The following is a 17,670-nucleotide window of genomic DNA, read 5'->3' as shown; positions in this document are numbered from 1 at the left end:
GGTGAGCGGATTCTCCCACGGTAGCAGAACGGGAGAATCCTGCTTTACCGCCGGGCCGTCAGTCGGCCTGAGCCTGCAGCAGCCACTGGCCATCCACTTCGCGGGCCAGGCCGCTGGCAGGCAGCAGGGCCAGCAGGCGCGCGTGCAGGGCGGCTTCGGTGAAGGTCTTGAGGGTGGTCAGGTCCAGTGCGCCGACCAGGTTGAGGTCGGCCTTGGTGTACGACAGCCAGGCCTTTTTCAGGACCTGGGCCACGTCGCTGCCGGCGGTGCTGGCGAAGCGGCGGTGCCACTGGCTGCCGTCGAAGGTGAAGGTATGGGCGTGGCTGTAGGTGTTCTGGTCGCCACCTTCGGCGCAGCGGTGGCAACGGCATGGGCCTTCGCCGAAGGCGTTGCGCAGGTAGCTGTTGAAGTCCACCACGGGCTTGAGGGACAGGCGTTTGTCGACTTCGAACAGGTCGGCGATCAGGGGTTCTTCGGCGCTCACTCGGGATCCTCGTGTGGTGTGGCGTGCATCGGCGGGCACCCTAACAGATCGGGCCCTGCAGATCACCTTTTGCAGGTCTGGCCCCTTCGCGGGCTCGCCCGCACCCACAGGTGCCGTGCACAATCTGAGCAACATGCGATTCCTGTGGGAGCGGGCATGCCCGCGAACAGGCCGGTAGAGACAATAGAGACCACCTGCCGTACTCTACGCGCCCAAACGCCAAACACCCACAGAGGTAACCCCGCTTGAGCACCAAGTACCCGTACATCGCCACCATCACCGTCAGCGCCGAAGACCGTGGTGGCGACGCCGAGGCCTCCGAAAACCCCAACATGCGCGTTGGCCTGGAAGCGGTGACCGAAACCCTGAAAAAGGTGCACTTCGTCGGTACGCTCGCGGCCCCTGAAAAGAACGCCACGCACATCTGCGTGACCCTGGAAAACGGCCTGACCTATTACGGCCCGATCGTCAACGGCCACGCCGAACTCGAAGGCGGCTGGATTGCCTTCGAGTCCGACATGCTCACGCCGGCAGAACTGGGCTTGTAAGTATCAGTTCAGCTCGGCCAGGCACTGCTCGAGGATATCCAGACCCTCTTCGAGCACTTCGGCCTCGATGGTCAGTGGTGCCAGCAGACGGATGATGTGCCGCGCCTTGCCGCTGGGCATCAGCAACAGCCCCTTGGCGCGTGCCTCTTCCATCACCTTGGCCAGTTGCGCCGGTGCCGGGCTGCCGTCGGCATTGACGAACTCGATCCCGCGCATGGCGCCGACGCCGGTCAGGCGGCCGATGAACGGGCTCAGCCCAGAAGCCTTCCAGCGCTCGTGGCGGCGCACGATTGCCTGCTCCTGGCGCTCACCCCAGGTGGCGACGTTCTCGTCGGTCATCTGCGCCAGGCTGGCCAGGGCTGCGGCGCAGGCGATCGGGTTGCCCGAATAGGTGCCGCCCAGGCCACCCTTGGGCAGTGCTGCCATCAATTCCTTGCGTCCGACCACCGCACCCAGCGGCATGCCGCCGGCAATGCTCTTGGCCACCAACAGCAGGTCGGGCTCGAGCCCTAAGCGCGGGAAGGCGAAGCGCTGGCCGGTGCGGCCAAAGCCCGACTGGATTTCGTCGATGATGATCAGGATCCCGCGCTCGTCGCAGAAGCGGCGCAGGGCCTGGGCGAAAGCTGGGTCAAGGGCGAGGAAGCCGCCTTCGCCCTGCACCGGCTCGAAGATGAACGCCGCCACGTCTTCCACGGCCAACTCGACGCTGAACAGGCGGTCCATGGCCTTGAGCGCCTGTTCGCAGGTTACCCCGGTGTCGGCGCTGGGGTAGGGCAGGTGGTAAACCGGCCCCGGCAGTTCACCGACCCGCTGCTTGTACGGGGCGACCTTGCCGTTGAGGTTAAGGGTGGCCAGGGTGCGACCGTGGAAGCCGCCGTCGAAGGCGATGATGGCGCGCTTGCCGGTGGCCGCGCGGGCCACTTTCAGGGCGTTTTCCGCGGCTTCCGCGCCGCTGTTGGTGAGCATGCCGGCCAAGGGGTAGCTGACTGGCACGAACTGGCTCAGTTGCTCCATCAGCGCCAGGTAAGGGCCATGCGGGGCCGCGTTGAAGGCGTAGTGGGTCAGGCGCGCGGCCTGGGCCTGGATCGCCTCGACCACGGCCGGGTTGCAGTGGCCCAGGTTGAGTACGCCGATACCGCCGACGAAGTCGATGTAACGTTTGCCGTCGGTATCCCAGACTTCGGCATTACGGCCATGGGAAAGTGTGATCGGGTGAACGATGGCAATGGACTGGCTGATACTTTCCTGGTTCATGGGCACGCGGACCTTTGTTCGAGTTTCTTATTATCCAAGCGTGTCGGCGGGTTATTCCGCAAACGAATTATTCGATTGCGGTCATTCCCTGAATTCTTGATCTTGGCTGATTTTGTATTGCTAGCACTGGCCTCTTCGCGGGTGAACCCGCTCCCACAGGTACGGCGTCACGCTTGAAAGCTGTGCGATCCCTGTGGGAGCGGGTTCACCCGCGAAGAGGCCGGTACAGGTTGAATCAGTCCCCCTCGGCCACGCGCTCCCGAATCCACTGCACGAAGGCCCGCACCTTGGGCACTTCCGCCGCATGCTCGGCATGCGCAATGAAGTGCCGGCCATTGCTCGCCACCGGGTGGTCCCAGGCCACCACCAGTTTGCCCTCACTCAGCTCTTCGGCCACCAGGTAGCGCGGAATCAGGGCGATACCGCAGCCGGCAATGGCCGCGCGGATGCACAGGTAGAACGTGTCGAAGCGCGGCCCGTGGTAGCTGTTCTGACTATGCAACCCCAGCCCCAGGAACCATTCGTGCCAGGCCTCCGGGCGCGACACACACTGCAACAGGCGGTGTTCGGTCAGTGCCTGGGCGCTGTCGAACCGGTGGTTGGCCAGCAGCTGCGGGCTGCATACCGGCACCACTTCCTCGCTGAACAGCTCGATGCAGGTTGCCCCGGGCCAGGTGCCCTGACCGAAGAAAAACGCAATGTCGGCCTTGGCCTGCACCAGGTCGAACGGCTCCAGCTCATTGCGGATATCCAGGTGAATGCGCGGGTAGCGGTCGCCAAAACCCTTCAGCCGAGGTACCAGCCAGCGCGCGCCGAAGGTGGGCTGGGTGGCGATGCGCAGCACTTCAGTCTCGTCGCCATAGCTGAGAATGTAACGGCTGGAAATGTCGATCTGAGTGAGAATCTTGTTCACTTCGGTGAGGTACAGCGCGCCGGCCGGGGTCAGGTGCAGGCGCCGGCGAATGCGCTGGAACAGCGAGTGCGACAGCATGTCCTCGAGCTGTGCCACCTGCTTGCTGACGGCGCTCTGGGTCAGGTGCAGTTCCTGGGCCGCGCGGGTGAAACTGAGGTGGCGGGCGGCCGCTTCGAAGCACTGAAGGGCGGTGGTCGAAGGCATCAGGCGTTTGGACATGACGGGCAAATCCGAGCAAAAAAGGAAGGAGTTCATTCCATAACGGAATCATGTGTTTCGAAAAGGTCGTTTGTTGACCCCGCCCTATAGATTAATACTGACCTGGATCAACGATTACAACCGGTCGTGCGAAGAGGAGGTCAGTACCCGCTTCCGGCATCTGCAAAACAACAACAACGAACATCAGAAATTTATAAGAATTCTGCTCCAGTCTTCAGCCGCTCCCGCCGCGGCCGACCCATTCGAGGGTTCTTCATGGCTTCGCAACACAACAACAAACAGCGTTCCCTGCAGCACGGCCTGACGTCCCGTCAGGTATCCATGATCTCCATCGCCGGCATCATCGGCGCCGGCCTGTTCATCGGCTCCTCCAACGCCATCGCCACCGCCGGCCCGGCCATCCTTATCTCCTACGCCATGACCGGCCTGTTGGTCTTGCTGGTGATGCGCATGCTGGGCGAAATGGCCATCGCCAACCCCAACAGCGGCTCGTTTTCCACCTATGCCTCGGAGGCCATCGGCCCTTGGGCGGGCTTTACCATCGGCTGGCTGTACTGGTGGTTCTGGGTGCTGATCATTCCGGTCGAGGCCATTGCCGGCGCCGATATCCTGCATGCCTACTTCCCCGGTGTGCCGTCGTGGCTGTTCGCTTTCCTGATCATGCTGGTGCTGTCGGGTACCAACCTGATCAGCGTGAAGAACTTCGGGGCCTTCGAGTACTGGTTCGCGCTGGTCAAGGTGGTGGCGATCATCGCCTTCATCGTGGTCTGCAGCCTGGCGGTGTTCGGCGTCTGGCCGCTGGCCGAGGTGTCCGGGGTCAGCCGGCTGTGGGACAACGGCGGCTTCATGCCCAACGGTTTCGGCACTGTGCTCGGTGGCGTGCTGATCACCATCTTCTCGTTCTTCGGCGCCGAAATCGTCACCATCGCCGCTGACGAAACCGCCAACCCGAAAGACAAGATCCGGCGCGCCACCAACCTGGTCGTGTACCGCATCGCCATCTTCTACCTGGCGTCGATCTTCCTGGTGGTGTCGCTGGTGGCCTGGAACGACCCGGGGCTGAAAGCAGTGGGTTCGTTCCAGCGTGTGCTTGAGGTGCTGAACGTGCCGGGCGCCAAGCTGCTGGTGGATATCGTGGTGCTGGTGGCCGTGACCAGCTGCATGAACTCGGGCCTGTACACCGCGTCGCGCATGCTGTATTCGCTGGGCGCCCGTGGCCAGGCGCTGAGCGTTACCAAGCGTATCTCCGGCTCTGGCGTACCGACCGTGGCGGTCATCTTCTCGACCCTGGCCGGCTTTGCCGGGTGCTTCGTCAACTATGTGTTCCCAGGCAAGGTATTCGGCTTCCTGCTGTCCACCACTGGCGCCATCGCCTTGCTGGTGTACCTGGTGATTGCCGTGTCGCAGCTGCGCATGCGTGCCCGTGCCGAGCGTGAAGGGCGGCCGCTGGAGCTGAAGATGTGGCTGTTCCCGTGGCTGACCTGGCTGGTTATCGGCACCATCGTCATGGTGCTGGGCTACATGCTGTTCAGCGATGCCTACCGCTACGAGACACTGATGACTGCCGGGGTGACTGCATTCATCCTGCTGGTTTCGCTGACCCAGCGGGGCGCCAAGGTGGTTGCCCAGGCGGCCTGATGATTCTGCTTTAATGGGGGCGTTGCGCGCCCCCATTCGAACAAGCACAGGAAGCGTATGAACGACCACTCCCTTTCTCTACAGGCCCTCGCTGCACCCGATGGCACTTGCTACGGCTGCGGTTGCTCCCACCCCAGCGGCCTGCACCTGCAAAGCCACTGGGATACCGACGGCATCCACCTGTTGTGCAGGCACCTGCCCGACAGCACCTTCATCGGCTGGCCTGGCCTGGTCTATGGCGGCCTGCTGGCGATGCTGGTCGACTGCCACTCCAACTGGACGGCGATGGCCTACCACTACCGTAACGAAGGTCGCGAGCCGGGTAGCCTGCCGCGTATCGACTGCGTTACCGGCACGCTCAACCTGACCTACCTGAAACCCACGCCGATGGGCGTCGAGCTGTTGCTCAAGGCACGTGTGGAAGGCGAAGTAGGGCGTAAGAGCCGGGTAATTTGTGAAGTGTGGGCCGACGATGTGCTGACCGTCACTGCCGACTCGGTGTTCGTTCGCGTCGATACCGAAAAGCTCAAGCTCAAAGCCCACGGCCAGGCCTGAAACGCGCATGCTGATAAAGGGTCGGTGATGGTCAGCGGCCGGGGATGCCTCTAGAGTGAGAGGTTCATTCCCCAGGCAAGGTTGATCATGACCGATCTCAGTGCTTTCCCCATTACCCGCAAGTGGCCCGCGAAATACCCCGAGCGCCTGCAGCTTTACTCGCTGCCGACGCCCAACGGCGTCAAGGTGTCGATCATGCTCGAAGAGATCGGCCTGGCCTATGAGCCGCACAAGGTCAGCTTCGACAACGATGACCAACTGAGCCCCGAATTCATCTCGCTCAGCGCCAACAACAAGATTCCCGCCATCCTCGACCCCAATGGCCCAGGCGGCAAGCCGCTGCCGCTGTTCGAGTCCGGGGCGATCCTGCAGTACCTGGCGGAGAAGAGCGGCCAGTTGCTCAGCCAGGACCCGGCCCAGCGTTACCAGGCCTTGCAGTGGCTGATGTTCCAGATGGGCGGTATCGGGCCGATGTTCGGCCAGGTTGGCTTCTTCCACTTCTTCGCTGGCAAGGAATACGAGGACAAGCGCCCGCGGGACCGTTATGTCAACGAGTCCAGGCGCCTGCTCGGTGTGCTGGACCGGCATTTGAAGGGCCGGGAGTGGATGGTCGACGAGTACAGCATTGCCGACATCGCGATCTTCCCCTGGGTGCGCAACCTGGTGGAGCGCTATAACGCCCGTGAGTTGGTCGGCTTCGATCAGTTCAAGAACGTGCAGCGGGTGCTGGCGGCATTCCTCGAGCGGCCGGCCGTGCAGCGTGGGCTAAAGATTCCAGGTTGATGTTGGCTGTAAGGGCGCTATCGCCGGCAAGCCAGCTCCCACAGGTAATGCACAAGGCCTGGGGCCTGTGGTGTACCTGTGGGAGCTGGCTTGCCGGCGATAGCGCCCTTAGAGCCAACAATGTACTCCAGCGGCTCAGAAAATATGGTGCAGCAACCAGTACAGGCTGCCGGCCAACAGCATCGCTGCCGGCAAGGTCAGCACCCAGGCCATCAGCAGATTGATCAGCGTGCGCTTCTGAATCCCCGACCCGTTGGCCACCATGGTCCCGGCCACCCCGGAGCTCAGCACGTGGGTGGTCGACACCGGCAACCCGAACATGTCCGCCGCACCGATGGTGCACATCGCCACCACTTCAGCCGAAGCCCCCTGGGCATAGCTGAGGTGGGTCTTGCCGATCTTCTCGCCTACCGTCACCACGATGCGCCGCCAGCCGACCATGGTACCCAGCCCCAGTGCGATGGCCACGGCCACTTTCACCCACAGCGGGATGTAGCGGGTGGCATCGTCCAGCTGGGTCTTGAACAGCAGCACCTTGCTGCGTGTGTCGGCATCGAACACCACCAGCTGGTTCTTCTCGATCAGGCGGATGGCTTCGCTGGTCAGGTACATGTCGTTGCGCACGTTGGCCATGGCTTCGGCCGGTACCCGTTTGAGCGAGCCATAACCTTTGACCTCATCGCCGATCATGCCGGTCAGCGCTGCCAGCGCCGGTGCCAGGTGCGGGCTGGCCTTGGGTTCTGCAATGAACGTGGTCAGCACCTGGCGCGGGTCGGCCGGGGCCGTTTGCGGGTTGTTGCGCACCAGTGCCTGGCGGGTTACCTCGGCGACGGCGGAAAACTGCAAGGCCTGCTCATTGGGCATGGTCTTGTTCAGTGCGTAAGCCATCGGCAGGGTGCCAACCAGGATCAGCATGATCAGGCCCATGCCTTTCTGGCCGTCGTTGGAGCCATGGGCAAAGGACACGCCGGTGCAGGTCAGGATCAGCATGCCGCGGATCCACCACGGTGGCGGCGTCTGGCCTTCCGGCGCCTGGTACAGCGCCTTGCGCCGGACCAGCGCGCGCAGGGCCAGCAGCAACAGGGCAGCGCAGGCAAAGCCGATCAGCGGCGAGAACAGCAAGGCATAACCGACCTTGCTGGCCTGGGCCCAGTCCACGCCACTGGTGCCGTCGCGCCCGTGCATCAGCGCATTGGCCACGCCCACGCCGATGATCGAACCGATCAGGGTGTGCGAGGATGAGGCCGGCAGGCCCAGCCACCAGGTGCCGAGGTTCCAGATGATCGCCGCCAGCAGCAGGGCGAAGACCATGGCGAAGCCGGCCGAGGAGCCGACCTGCAGAATCAGCTCAACCGGCAGCAGCGCGATGATGCCGAACGCCACCGCGCCGCTGGAAAGCAGCACGCCGAGGAAGTTGCACAGCCCGGACCAGACCACGGCGACCGGTGCCGGCAACGAATGGGTGTAGATGACGGTGGCCACTGCGTTGGCGGTGTCGTGGAAGCCATTGACGAACTCGAAGCCCAGGGCAATCAGCAACGCCAGGCCCAGCAGCAGAAATGGCGTGACCGTGGTGATTACCGTACCGCTGGCCGTCACATCCTGCTTCAGGCTCCAGGCGGTGTAGGCGATGCCGGCCAGCAGCAGGCCGAAGAACAGCACCAGGCTGGCACGCCCCGGCTTGTGGGCAAGCTGCGGGCGGGAGTCGCGTTGGGCCAGTTGCGGCTGGCTGGCCAGTGACGGGGTTGCCATGGGGGCTCCGGTTGGCAGGGGGCGAAGGTGCCGAAGGCCTTGAGCATAGAAACAATTCGTAACCCGGCCGTGACCTCGATCAATGATTTATCTAGGCTCAAGACGGACGGTAATGGCAGGAGAAACCCATGATTCGCTGCAAGCGTGTCTATGACGCGGTTGAGCCGGACGATGGCCAGCGCGTGTTGGTCGATCGCCTGTGGCCGCGTAACAAGCGCAAGGAAGACCTGCACGGGCAGTGGTTGCGCGAAGTTGCACCCTCGGCTGAGTTACGCAAGGCGTTTCACCAGGGTGAAGTGGACTTCGCCGGCTTCACCCGGCGCTACCAACAGGAACTGGCGGCCCGCCCAGAGCACTGGTACCCGCTGTTGGACTTGGCGGGGAAGGGCACGCTGACATTGCTTTATGCGGGCAAGGACACCGAGCACAATAATGCCCGGGTGCTGGCTGAGTGGCTGGAGGACGAGCTGGACCGGCGTGGGCCTGGTACTTCGCCGGTGTGCTACGCCCCATGATTGATATTTGTTGTGCCGGCGATAGGGCCTGGCCTGGCAACTGAAGAGTCCGCAATGTGCTGCCCCTGAACCTGACCCCCGCCAACGGCACCCACCGCACCTTCGCCCGCGACCTCACGCGCCGCGCCATGCTGCCGTACTACCGCGAATACGACCTGCTGTGGATAGAGCAAGCCTTCGACGAAGCCTGGGGCTGGCGCGAACAGTGGCTGGTGACTGAAGGCGATCGCGTGCTCGGCTACTGCAGCCTCAGCCAGGACCGCCAGGCGCTGTTCATCCGTGAGTTGCACCTGCTACCCGAGCACCGTGGGCGTGGTGTCGGCAGCTGGGTGCTGGAGCAGCTGGCGCTGTGGGCCCGCCAGCGGCATCTGCCGCTGCTACGGCTGATGGTGTTTCGCAGCAACCCGGCGCGTGTGCTGTACCGGCGCCAGGGTTTCGTCGAAATGGGTGAGGACGACTGTTTTGTGCGCATGCAGCGTACGATCGACTAATAGCGCAATGATGGCTTGTCGCGACGAGTGGGCATGGGCATAGTGAACTCAGGCGTTTACGGCTGCCTGCCGGTGGGTAGGCAGTACCAGCGTGTGAACAGGGAAAAGGAGCCCCCCATGAATGGAATCGGTCCGCGGTTGAGGGAAGAGCGTGAGCGTCTTGGGATGACCCAGCGCGTGTTTGGTGACATCGGCGGGGTCGAACCCAATGCCCAGGGCAAATACGAGAGTGGTGAACGCTCGCCGCGGGTCGATTACCTGGCGGCATTGGCGAGCAGAGGCGTGGATGCGCTATATGTGCTCAGCGGTATCCGCACCCCGGCACCGCTCGAAGGGCTGAACACCGATGAGTCCAGTTTACTGGATGCGTTCCGGCAGTTGTCGGGCGACGATCAGGCGGCACTCTGGCACTTGCTGAGGCGTTTGACCCACCCCGACAAATCCCGGCAGGCAGTGAGGCCGCTGCCGGTTGAACGTCAGGCGTTTCTTACGGAAGGAATGCGTTAGGTCCGCCGTGAAAAATTTTGTTAAGGTGGCAGGATCCAATCGCCCTGCTGACGAGGTGTGTGCTTGATTAGGGTCTTAGTGGTCGATGATCACGATCTGGTACGAACCGGTATTACCCGCATGCTGGCCGACATCGATGGCCTGCAGGTGGTGGGTGAGGGTGATTCGGGCGAATCGGCACTCAAGCTGGCCCGCGAGCTGAAGCCGGACGTGGTGCTGATGGACGTGAAAATGCCCGGTATCGGCGGCCTGGAGGCTACCCGCAAGCTGCTGCGCAGCCACCCGGACATCAAAGTGGTTGCCGTGACCGTGTGCGAGGAAGACCCATTCCCCACGCGCCTGCTGCAGGCCGGCGCTGCCGGCTACCTGACCAAGGGCGCCGGCCTTGACGAAATGGTCCAGGCCATCCGCCTGGCCTTTGCCGGCCAGCGCTACATCAGCCCGCAGATCGCCCAGCAGCTGGCGCTGAAACCGTTCCAGCCACAGGGTTCACCGTTCGACGCCTTGTCGGAGCGGGAAATCCAGATTGCCCTGATGATCGTCGGCTGCCAGAAGGTACAGATCATCTCCGACAAGTTGTGCCTCTCACCCAAGACCGTCAATACTTACCGTTATCGGATCTTTGAAAAACTCTCGGTCACCAGCGACGTCGAACTGACCTTGCTGGCCGTTCGCCACGGTATGGTCGACGCAAGCCTGTAAAACCTCATGTCCCAAATTTTCGATGCCAGCGCATTCCTGGCGACCTGCAGTGGTCGCCCGGGCGTATACCGGATGTTCGACGGCGAAGCCCGGCTGCTTTACGTGGGCAAGGCCAAGAACCTCAAGAAGCGCCTGGCCAGCTATTTCCGCAAGACCGGCCTGGCGCCCAAGACCGCCGCGCTGGTGGCGCGCATCGCCCAGGTCGAAACCACCATCACCGCCAACGAAACCGAGGCGCTGCTGCTGGAGCAGAACCTGATCAAGGAATGGCGGCCGCCGTACAACATCCTGCTGCGCGACGACAAATCCTACCCCTACGTGTTCCTTTCCGACGGCGAGTTCCCGCGGCTGGGTATTCACCGTGGGGCGAAGAAGGCCAAGGGCCGCTACTTTGGCCCTTACCCCAGTGCCGGGGCCATTCGTGAAAGCCTCAGCCTGCTGCAAAAGGCCTTTTCGGTGCGCCAGTGCGAAGACAGTTACTACGCCAACCGCACCCGGCCGTGCCTGCAGTACCAGATCAAGCGCTGCAAAGGCCCCTGCACGGGCCTGGTAACCGCCGAGGAATATGCCGAGGACGTGCGCCATTCGGTGATGTTCCTCGAAGGGCGGAGCCAGCAGTTGGGCAACGAGCTGAATGCCGAGATGGAGAAGGCCGCCATGGCCCTCGATTTCGAGAAGGCCGCCGAATTGCGCGACCAGATCGCCTTGCTGCGCCGGGTCCAGGACCAGCAGTACATCGAAGGCGGCAGCGGCGATGTCGACGTTATCGCCGCCTTCGTCAACCCCGGTGGCGCCTGCGTGCACCTGATCAGCGTGCGCGGCGGGCGGGTGCTGGGCAGCAAGAACTTCTTCCCGCAGGTGGGCATCGAGGAGGAGGTGGCCGAAGTGATGGCGGCGTTCCTTTCCCAGTACTACCTGGGCAATGCCGAGCGCGAACTGCCGGGCGAACTGATCGTCAACGTGGTGCACGAAGACTTCGAGGCCATCACTGAAGCGCTGCACACGCTGCGTGGCCGCGAGCTGACCATCAGCCACCGGGTGCGCGGTACCCGCGCCCGCTGGCAGCAACTGGCGGTGACCAACGCCGAGCAGGCGCTCAATGCCCGCCTGGCCAACCGCCAGCACATGGCCGCACGTTTCGAGGCCCTGGCCGAGGTGCTGCAGCTGGACGAGGTGCCGCAGCGCCTGGAGTGCTACGACATCAGCCATTCCAGCGGCGAAGCCACCGTGGCCAGCTGCGTGGTATTCGGCCCTGAAGGCCCGCTCAAGTCCGACTACCGCCGTTTCAACATCGAAGGTGTCACGGCGGGTGACGACTACGCCGCCATGCACCAGGCCCTGACCCGCCGTTACGGGCGCATCAAGGACGGTGAGGGCAAGCTGCCAGACGTGCTGCTGGTGGACGGCGGCAAAGGCCAGCTGAACATGGCCCGTGACGTGATGCAGGAACTGGGCTTCAGCGACCTTACCCTGCTTGGCGTGGCCAAGGGCGTGACGCGCAAGGCCGGTTTCGAAACCCTGTACCTGAACGATGTGCACCATGAGTTCACCCTCAAGGGCGACTCACCGGCCCTGCACCTGATCCAGCAGATCCGCGACGAAGCCCACCGTTTCGCCATTACCGGCCACCGCGCCCGCCGTGGCAAGGCCCGCCGGGTGTCGAGCCTGGAGGACGTGGCCGGGGTAGGGCCCAAGCGCCGGCGCGACCTGCTGAAACATTTCGGCGGCCTGCAAGAGCTCAACCGCGCCAGTATCGATGAAATCGCCAAAGCACCCGGCATCAGTAAAAAGCTTGCCGAGTCGATTTATGCCAGCCTGCATAGCGAGTAGAATGCGGGCTCAACTTGCGGCCAGTCGTACCGATGAATATTCCAAACCTGCTCACCGTTCTACGCGTCCTGCTCATCCCGATCTTCATCCTGCTGTTCTACATGCCTTACCACTGGAGCTACATGGCAGCCAGCAGTGTGTTCGCCGTTGCCGCCGCCACCGACTGGCTGGACGGCTACCTGGCGCGTCGCCTGCAGCAGAGCACGCCGTTCGGTGCGTTCCTCGACCCTGTGGCCGACAAGCTGATGGTGGCGGTGGCCCTGGTGCTGCTGGTGCAGACCCACGCCAACTTCTGGCTGACCCTGCCGGCCGCGGTCATCATTGGCCGCGAGATCGTGGTGTCGGCGCTGCGCGAGTGGATGGCCGAACTGGGTGCGCGGGCGCATGTGGCGGTGTCCAACCTTGGCAAGTGGAAAACCGCGGCACAGATGCTGGCACTGGTGATCCTGCTGGCCAACCCGCCTGCGGTGACCTTCTGGGTAATCCTGGGTTATGCATTGTTGCTGGTAGCGGCGGGGCTGACCCTGTGGTCGATGGTGCACTACCTGATGGCCGCCTGGCCGCACCTGCGCGAAGGTTCGGAACAGAAATAAAAGTTTTTTGAATCAAGGGGTTGACGCCGTTTTGGAATTCGCTAGAATGGCACCCATCACGACGCGGGAATAGCTCAGTTGGTAGAGCACGACCTTGCCAAGGTCGGGGTCGCGAGTTCGAGTCTCGTTTCCCGCTCCAAATTGGCCCTTATCGAAGCATTTCGGTGGGGCAAGAAAGAAGGCCCTTCGGGGCCTTTTTTCGTTTCTGTCATTTGCTCTTTTCCCTCCGCCGCCACGCCTGTCTGCTTGATCGACGCCACGCTAAGATCTGGTCATCAAAGGAGGCTTGAGATGACCCGATCTTCTAATACCAGTGTTGCCACTGAAGTCAGAAACCTTGCCAAAAAGCACCATGTTACCGCGGAGCGTGACGGGGTGAGTGGTATGGCTGTGACTATCAGTCGTCTGGCTGGTGATATCATCAACCTGGACGTCGTCGAACAGTTGCTGGTGAACCTTAAAAGAAAAGGCGTGCTCAGCAAGGTTGAGATCATGGCACTGCAAGGGCGCTATCTCGCCGAAAAACGGCGCACCAGGAAACCGATCCGCGCATGAGCTTCGATCCGTTCGGAGATTTCGAGGTGGCAGGGTACCTGCAAAGTGCCCAGCAACCCAAAGACCCAGATCTGCAGATTGCCATAAAGCGTCTGTAAGTCGTGGAAGAAAGGGCCTTCGGGCAAATGCCTGTCAGTTAAGATATTTGGGGCCGCCTTGCGGCCCATCGCCGGCAAGCCAGCTCCCACAGGTATAGTGCAACTCTTGAGCCCTGCGCTGTACCTGTGGGAGCTGGCTTGCCGGCGATGGGCTGCAAAGCAGCCCCAGTGAAGCCTTTAGAAACCTTAACTGACTGGCATTAGCCTTCGGGCCCTTTTTCGTTTCAGCGCCAAACCGCCAGCCCGAACCCGTCACTCGTTGCCCTGGCGCCTCCAAAGTTGTGCCGACAGCAGTTGCAGGCGCTCGGCCAGGTTGGCCACATGGGCCGCAGTAGTACGGCTCTGGCTGCTGGCAAGCACACTGTTGCGGGTGGTTTGGCTGATGTCCGCCAGGCTGCCCTGAATGCTGTCACCCACCGCGCTCTGCTCCTCTACAGCGGCAGCGATCTGCACACTCATACCGCTTATCTCATCGACGCGCCGGGTAATGCCATCCAGCGCCCGGGCGGCCAGCAGTGCCTGTTCGACGCTGACCTCGGCCTTGCTGTGACTGCGCTGCATCGCCAGCACGGCATTACCGGTGGAGCGGCGCAAGGTTTCGATAGTGCCCTGGATGTGGGCGGTGGATTGCTGGGTTCGCGAAGCCAGCCCGCGCACCTCGTCGGCGACCACGGCGAAACCCCGGCCCGCCTCACCGGCGCGAGCAGCTTCGATGGCGGCGTTGAGGGCCAGCAGGTTGGTCTGTTCGGCGATGCTTTGAATGACCTCCAGTACCCGGCCAATTTCACTTCCATGCTGTTCCAGTTGATCGATCACCGCGCTGGTCTGTTGCACCTCGCTGGCGAGACTGTCGATGTGCTGGCGGGTTTGCTCGACCAGGTGCTGACCGCGGTCCGATTCCTCATTGGCCAGGTTCGCCGCGCTGGCGGTGAGCTGGGCGTTGCGCGCCACTTCCTGCACACTGCTGGCCATCTGGGCTATGGCGCTGGCTACCTGGGCGGTTTCCCCCTGCTGCCGCAGGGTTGCGCAATTGTTATCGTCCACTGCAGACACGAGCTCTTCGGCTTCCTTGTTCAACTGGCGGGACGAATCGGCAATGCGTCCGACGATTGCCCGGGTCTCGGCTTCGAGCATTTGCAGGGCGAACTCGACCTGGCCAAATTGGTCGCGGCGGCCGCTGTAGAGGATCTGGCTCAGCGGGTTGTCGGCGATCTTCCTGGCTTTGCGCGCAAGGGCGTCGAGGGGGCGCAGGCTGAAGCGCAAAAGGCCGCCGAGCAGCAAACTCGACAGCATCATGGAGAGAGCGGCATGGCTCCAGGCCAACGCGCCCAGCGAGCCCAAGGCAGCGAAGCACAGCAGGTTGACGCCAGTGCTGGCGAGTGCCAGGCGCATGCCGACGGATAGCCGTGACATACGCAGGCAGTTGGCCTTTCTACCGCTACGCAGCTGCGCGTAAAGATGTTCTGCGGCTTGCACCAGCGCTGTGGCCGGTAGCGTGCGAACCGATTGGTATTCCACTGTTTCGCCATCGCGCTGCATCGGCGTGACGTAGGCGCTGACCCAGTAGTGGTCGCCATTCTTGCAGCGATTTTTTACCAGCCCCATCCACGAGCGCCCATCCTTGAGTGTTTGCCACAGATGCGCAAAGGCTTCCGGGGGCATGTCCGGGTGGCGCACGATGTTGTGATTGACGCCGAGCAGTTCGGTTTCACTGAAGCCGCTGATGTTGATGAAATCGGGGTTGACGTAAGTGATGGCGCCTTTGGTATTGGTTGTGGAAAGGATGTTCGCGTTTGCGCTGAATTCGACGGCACGACCACTGACCGGAAGATTGGTTTTCATTGTTTTTCTCCTGAACTGACGGGTACGCGCCGGGTAACTGCGCTTTCCTCGAAACGGTCTTCTGTGCTGAGCAGATGTTGTATCTGGGCGGCAGGTTGTGGCCGACTGAACCAGTAGCCTTGGGCGTAGTGGCAGCCTTCACCGACCACGAATTCGAGCTGCGCCGAACTCTCGATGCCTTCGGCCACCACTTCCAGGCCAAGGCTACGGCCGAGGCCGATGATCGCTTGGCTGATCGCACTCTGTTTGCTCTCGCAAGGCACGCCGTTGATGAAGCTCTTGTCCAGTTTGAGGATGTGCAGCGGAAAGCGGGTGAGGTAGCCCAGCGAGGAATAGCCGGTGCCAAAGTCGTCCAGGGCCAGCAGTACGCCGAGGCTGGTCAATTCATGCAGACAGGCCAATGTGTCCGTGTCGTCATGCATCAGCTGGCTTTCGGTAATTTCCAGGATCAGGCTGGCGGGCGGCAGGCCGCTTTCCTGCAGGATGTCGATAAGCCGAAGGGTGAAGTCGACTTGTTGCAGCTGGGTGCTGGAGATGTTCACCGAGCAGCGTAAAAGGCCATTTCCGGCCAGTTGCCAGAGCCGGGTCTGCTGGCAGGCCTGGCGCAATACCCATTCGCCGACGCGGATGATCTCCCCCGACTCCTCCAGCGCCGGGATGAACTCCAATGGCGAGATCAGGCGTTCACCATGGCGCCAGCGCAGCAGCGCCTCGACCCCGGTCACCTGCGGCGCCCCTGGGTCCAGACGATAGATCGGTTGGTAATACAGTTCGAACTCATTGCGTTGCAGTGCCTGGCCTAGCGCGGACTCCAGTTCAAGATTCTGCTGTGCGGTGTCTTGCAACGTTTCGTCGTAGTGGGCGAAGCGCGCCTTGCCGGCAGACTTGGCTCGGTAGAGGGCAAGATCGGCCGCCTGCAGGACATCCAGGGCTTTGCCATTGTCGTGCAATGGCGCGATGCCGATGCTGGCGCTGACCACCAGGGTTCGGCCGTCCATGTGCAGCGGCTTATGCAAGTTGTCGAGGATGCGCTGGGATATCTGTTCGGCGTCGCGGTCGCAGGTAAGGTCATGAAGCAGGACGATGAACTCGTCTCCGCCGAAGCGGAACAGTTGGTCGGTGGGGCGCAGCGACTCTTTCAGGCGCATTGCAACTTCCACCAGCACACGATCACCGACGTTGTGGCCGAGGCTGTCGTTGATCAGCTTGAAGCGGTCCAGATCGATGAATAGTAGCGCCTCGTAGTCACCGCCCTTGCGCTGCTTCCTGAAGGTCTTCTGCATCTGCTCGTCAAGCCGGATGCGGTTGGCCAGGCCGGTCAACGGGTCATGCTGGGCGGTGTGCTGGAGGCGCTGCTCGGCATCCTTGCGTGCACTGATATCAGACTGCGAGCCAGCCATGCGTAGCTCGCCGGGGTTGGTCATTTCGGCGACCCCTCGCACGAGGACCCAGATGTAGTCGCCGTTGTGCTTGCGGATACGGTACTCGTAGTGAACGGAGGATGTCTGCCCTTGTAGATGGGCATTGATGGCATGGCGAAAATCCGGCAGGTCGTCCGGGTGCACGCGGCCGAACCAACTGGCACTGCTCTCGCCGATGCTGTCGCGGCTGAGGCCGAGCATGCTGGCCCAGCGTTCAGAAACGTAAAGCCGGTCCTGGTCCACATGCCAGTCCCACAGCCCGTCGTTGGCACCGCGCAGCGCGCGGGCGAAGCGAGCCTCACTATCTTCCAGCGCCTTGTGCTGGGCCGCACTGTAGGTATCGATGGCCAGCGTCATGTCGAAGAACACCGCCTTCAACAGGCTTGAATAGAGCGTCACATCCGGGCTGTCGCCGAACACGCTTTCAAGCATGTCGTCGAGGTAAAGCCGGTAGCTGCCGAGGTACCACTTCAGCTCCAGGCCGATCTGCTGATGGATCACACCGATGCGCAGGCGGCCGTTGACGTAGGTTTCATCGTAGGGGCCGCTCCACAAGCGCTGGTAATACTCAGCCTGGCTCTGTTTCAAACGGGCGGTGACCTCCGGCGTGCGAAGCAAAGCGGACGGCGTGGCGAATTCCGCCAGGTGACGGTACAGATGGTCGACGAAAGCCTGCTGGGACGGGGCCATCTGCTGAGCTGCTGCGCCTAGTCGTCTGGCATCATCGGCGCTCCAGTCGAGAAAGCGAAAGCGTTCGACAATCTCCGCGTGGTCGAGACGGATACGCTTGAGCAGTTCCTCGAGGTCTTTTGTCACCTTCATTCATATCCCCCGGTGGTGGTGGAGATTCCTTTTTGCAGAACAAAAAAAAGCGCCGTGGCAACAAGTTCCGCTCGAGAACTTGTTGCCACGGCGCTTCGTCTTTCAGGCCTATTATCCTGCTCGGCAAAGCCGGTTCCCGCAGGGCGGA

Annotated in this window: 17 protein-coding genes, 1 tRNA gene and 1 pseudogene; 12 read left to right on the top strand and 7 right to left on the bottom strand. The window is 62.4% G+C overall.

The window, feature by feature from the left end:
- Nucleotides 1–58: 58 nt before the first annotated feature.
- Complete coding sequence (locus tag CAF70_RS05730; protein WP_085621830.1) at nt 59–484, bottom strand: hypothetical protein; 426 nt, start codon at nt 482–484, stop codon at nt 59–61.
- A 245-nt stretch (nt 485–729) separates the two neighbouring features.
- On the opposite strand from CAF70_RS05730, the gene CAF70_RS05725 reads away from it, so the two are divergent.
- A complete protein-coding gene (locus tag CAF70_RS05725) occupies nt 730–1,032 on the top strand; it encodes a hypothetical protein (RefSeq protein WP_015271046.1) in 303 nt (100 codons plus the stop codon).
- A 3-nt stretch (nt 1,033–1,035) separates the two neighbouring features.
- Here the strand turns inward: CAF70_RS05725 and CAF70_RS05720 are convergent, their stop codons facing one another.
- Together CAF70_RS05720 and gcvA are read right to left on the bottom strand one after the other, a co-directional pair.
- Nucleotides 1,036–2,286, bottom strand: coding sequence for an aspartate aminotransferase family protein (locus CAF70_RS05720; RefSeq protein ID WP_085621831.1), 1,251 nt, complete (start codon nt 2,284–2,286; stop codon nt 1,036–1,038).
- Nucleotides 2,287–2,521: 235 nt separating this feature from the next.
- Nucleotides 2,522–3,418 carry a transcriptional regulator GcvA gene (gene gcvA / locus CAF70_RS05715; RefSeq protein ID WP_015271044.1) on the bottom strand — a complete coding sequence of 299 codons (897 nt, stop codon included), beginning with the start codon at nt 3,416–3,418 and terminating at the stop codon, nt 2,522–2,524.
- Between the two features lie 255 nt (nt 3,419–3,673).
- Here gcvA and CAF70_RS05710 point away from each other — a divergent pair, with 255 nt between their 5' ends.
- From CAF70_RS05710 to CAF70_RS05700, 3 genes are all read left to right on the top strand, one after another.
- Nucleotides 3,674–5,056, top strand: coding sequence for an amino acid permease (locus CAF70_RS05710; protein WP_085621832.1), 1,383 nt, complete (start codon nt 3,674–3,676; stop codon nt 5,054–5,056).
- Between the two features lie 57 nt (nt 5,057–5,113).
- Entirely contained in the window at nt 5,114–5,611 is a 498-nt protein-coding gene (locus tag CAF70_RS05705) for a PaaI family thioesterase (RefSeq protein WP_085621833.1), read from the top strand.
- 87 nt (nt 5,612–5,698) lie between these two features.
- On the top strand, nt 5,699–6,394 hold the full coding sequence (locus tag CAF70_RS05700; RefSeq protein ID WP_085621834.1) for a glutathione S-transferase N-terminal domain-containing protein: 696 nt from the start codon (nt 5,699–5,701) through the stop codon (nt 6,392–6,394).
- A 135-nt stretch (nt 6,395–6,529) separates the two neighbouring features.
- On the opposite strand, the gene CAF70_RS05695 is transcribed toward CAF70_RS05700, so the two are convergent.
- Nucleotides 6,530–8,146 carry an inorganic phosphate transporter gene (locus CAF70_RS05695; protein ID WP_085621835.1) on the bottom strand — a complete coding sequence of 539 codons (1,617 nt, stop codon included), beginning with the start codon at nt 8,144–8,146 and terminating at the stop codon, nt 6,530–6,532.
- A gap of 128 nt (nt 8,147–8,274) precedes the next feature.
- Between CAF70_RS05695 and CAF70_RS05690 the strand changes: the two genes are divergently transcribed.
- The 8 genes from CAF70_RS05690 (at nt 8,275) to CAF70_RS05655 (ending at nt 13,339) form a co-directional block, all read left to right on the top strand.
- Entirely contained in the window at nt 8,275–8,661 is a 387-nt protein-coding gene (locus tag CAF70_RS05690; RefSeq protein ID WP_085621836.1) for a DUF488 domain-containing protein, read from the top strand.
- Between the two features lie 59 nt (nt 8,662–8,720).
- A complete protein-coding gene (locus tag CAF70_RS05685) occupies nt 8,721–9,152 on the top strand; it encodes a GNAT family N-acetyltransferase (RefSeq protein ID WP_085622663.1) in 432 nt (143 codons plus the stop codon).
- A gap of 117 nt (nt 9,153–9,269) precedes the next feature.
- On the top strand, nt 9,270–9,659 hold the full coding sequence (locus tag CAF70_RS05680) for a helix-turn-helix domain-containing protein (RefSeq protein WP_085621837.1): 390 nt from the start codon (nt 9,270–9,272) through the stop codon (nt 9,657–9,659).
- A 63-nt stretch (nt 9,660–9,722) separates the two neighbouring features.
- Entirely contained in the window at nt 9,723–10,361 is a 639-nt protein-coding gene (gene uvrY / locus CAF70_RS05675) for a UvrY/SirA/GacA family response regulator transcription factor (RefSeq protein WP_003251380.1), read from the top strand.
- 6 nt (nt 10,362–10,367) lie between these two features.
- Complete coding sequence (gene uvrC / locus CAF70_RS05670; RefSeq protein ID WP_085621838.1) at nt 10,368–12,191, top strand: excinuclease ABC subunit UvrC; 1,824 nt, start codon at nt 10,368–10,370, stop codon at nt 12,189–12,191.
- A 32-nt stretch (nt 12,192–12,223) separates the two neighbouring features.
- Nucleotides 12,224–12,784, top strand: coding sequence for a CDP-diacylglycerol--glycerol-3-phosphate 3-phosphatidyltransferase (pgsA, locus tag CAF70_RS05665; protein ID WP_085621839.1), 561 nt, complete (start codon nt 12,224–12,226; stop codon nt 12,782–12,784).
- 63 nt (nt 12,785–12,847) lie between these two features.
- Nucleotides 12,848–12,923: transfer RNA gene (locus tag CAF70_RS05660), tRNA-Gly, on the top strand.
- A gap of 152 nt (nt 12,924–13,075) precedes the next feature.
- Nucleotides 13,076–13,339 (top strand): hypothetical protein, encoded by a 264-nt coding sequence (locus CAF70_RS05655; RefSeq protein WP_085621840.1) that lies wholly within the window; start codon nt 13,076–13,078, stop codon nt 13,337–13,339.
- A gap of 350 nt (nt 13,340–13,689) precedes the next feature.
- Here the strand turns inward: CAF70_RS05655 and CAF70_RS05650 are convergent, their stop codons facing one another.
- The 3 genes and pseudogenes from CAF70_RS05650 to CAF70_RS05645 all read right to left on the bottom strand — a co-directional run bounded on the left by CAF70_RS05650 (nt 13,690) and on the right by CAF70_RS05645 (nt 17,522).
- Nucleotides 13,690–14,829, bottom strand: coding sequence for a methyl-accepting chemotaxis protein (locus CAF70_RS05650; protein WP_371915941.1), 1,140 nt, complete (start codon nt 14,827–14,829; stop codon nt 13,690–13,692).
- A gap of 120 nt (nt 14,830–14,949) precedes the next feature.
- Nucleotides 14,950–15,279: pseudogene (locus CAF70_RS28075) on the bottom strand (PAS domain-containing protein); the annotation flags it as partial.
- On the bottom strand, nt 15,276–17,522 hold the full coding sequence (locus tag CAF70_RS05645) for a bifunctional diguanylate cyclase/phosphodiesterase (protein WP_085621842.1): 2,247 nt from the start codon (nt 17,520–17,522) through the stop codon (nt 15,276–15,278). The pseudogene CAF70_RS28075 and the gene CAF70_RS05645, both read right to left, overlap by 4 nt.
- Between the last annotated feature and the right edge of the window lie 148 nt (nt 17,523–17,670).

Source organism: Pseudomonas sp. B19(2017) (assembly GCF_002113165.1).
In the GTDB taxonomy this organism is placed as follows: Bacteria; Pseudomonadota; Gammaproteobacteria; order Pseudomonadales; family Pseudomonadaceae; genus Aquipseudomonas.
Note: the sequence above shows the minus strand (reverse complement) of the source record. Positions and strands in the feature narration are given on the sequence as shown.

Bases quoted from the DNA above. Each gene is read 5' to 3' on its own strand.
- CAF70_RS05655 (WP_085621840.1), top strand. From the start codon at position 13,076: ATGACCCGATCTTCTAATACCAGTGTTGCCACTGAAGTCAGAAACCTT.
- CAF70_RS05645 (WP_085621842.1), bottom strand. From the start codon at position 17,522: ATGAAGGTGACAAAAGACCTCGAGGAACTGCTCAAGCGTATCCGTCTC.
- CAF70_RS05680 (WP_085621837.1), top strand. From the start codon at position 9,270: ATGAATGGAATCGGTCCGCGGTTGAGGGAAGAGCGTGAGCGTCTTGGG.
- CAF70_RS05695 (WP_085621835.1), bottom strand. From the start codon at position 8,146: ATGGCAACCCCGTCACTGGCCAGCCAGCCGCAACTGGCCCAACGCGAC.
- CAF70_RS05690 (WP_085621836.1), top strand. From the start codon at position 8,275: ATGATTCGCTGCAAGCGTGTCTATGACGCGGTTGAGCCGGACGATGGC.
- uvrC (WP_085621838.1), top strand. From the start codon at position 10,368: ATGTCCCAAATTTTCGATGCCAGCGCATTCCTGGCGACCTGCAGTGGT.
- CAF70_RS05720 (WP_085621831.1), bottom strand. From the start codon at position 2,286: ATGAACCAGGAAAGTATCAGCCAGTCCATTGCCATCGTTCACCCGATC.
- gcvA (WP_015271044.1), bottom strand. From the start codon at position 3,418: ATGTCCAAACGCCTGATGCCTTCGACCACCGCCCTTCAGTGCTTCGAA.
- CAF70_RS05650 (WP_371915941.1), bottom strand. From the start codon at position 14,829: ATGCGCCTGGCACTCGCCAGCACTGGCGTCAACCTGCTGTGCTTCGCT.
- CAF70_RS05710 (WP_085621832.1), top strand. From the start codon at position 3,674: ATGGCTTCGCAACACAACAACAAACAGCGTTCCCTGCAGCACGGCCTG.
- pgsA (WP_085621839.1), top strand. From the start codon at position 12,224: ATGAATATTCCAAACCTGCTCACCGTTCTACGCGTCCTGCTCATCCCG.
- CAF70_RS05705 (WP_085621833.1), top strand. From the start codon at position 5,114: ATGAACGACCACTCCCTTTCTCTACAGGCCCTCGCTGCACCCGATGGC.
- CAF70_RS05700 (WP_085621834.1), top strand. From the start codon at position 5,699: ATGACCGATCTCAGTGCTTTCCCCATTACCCGCAAGTGGCCCGCGAAA.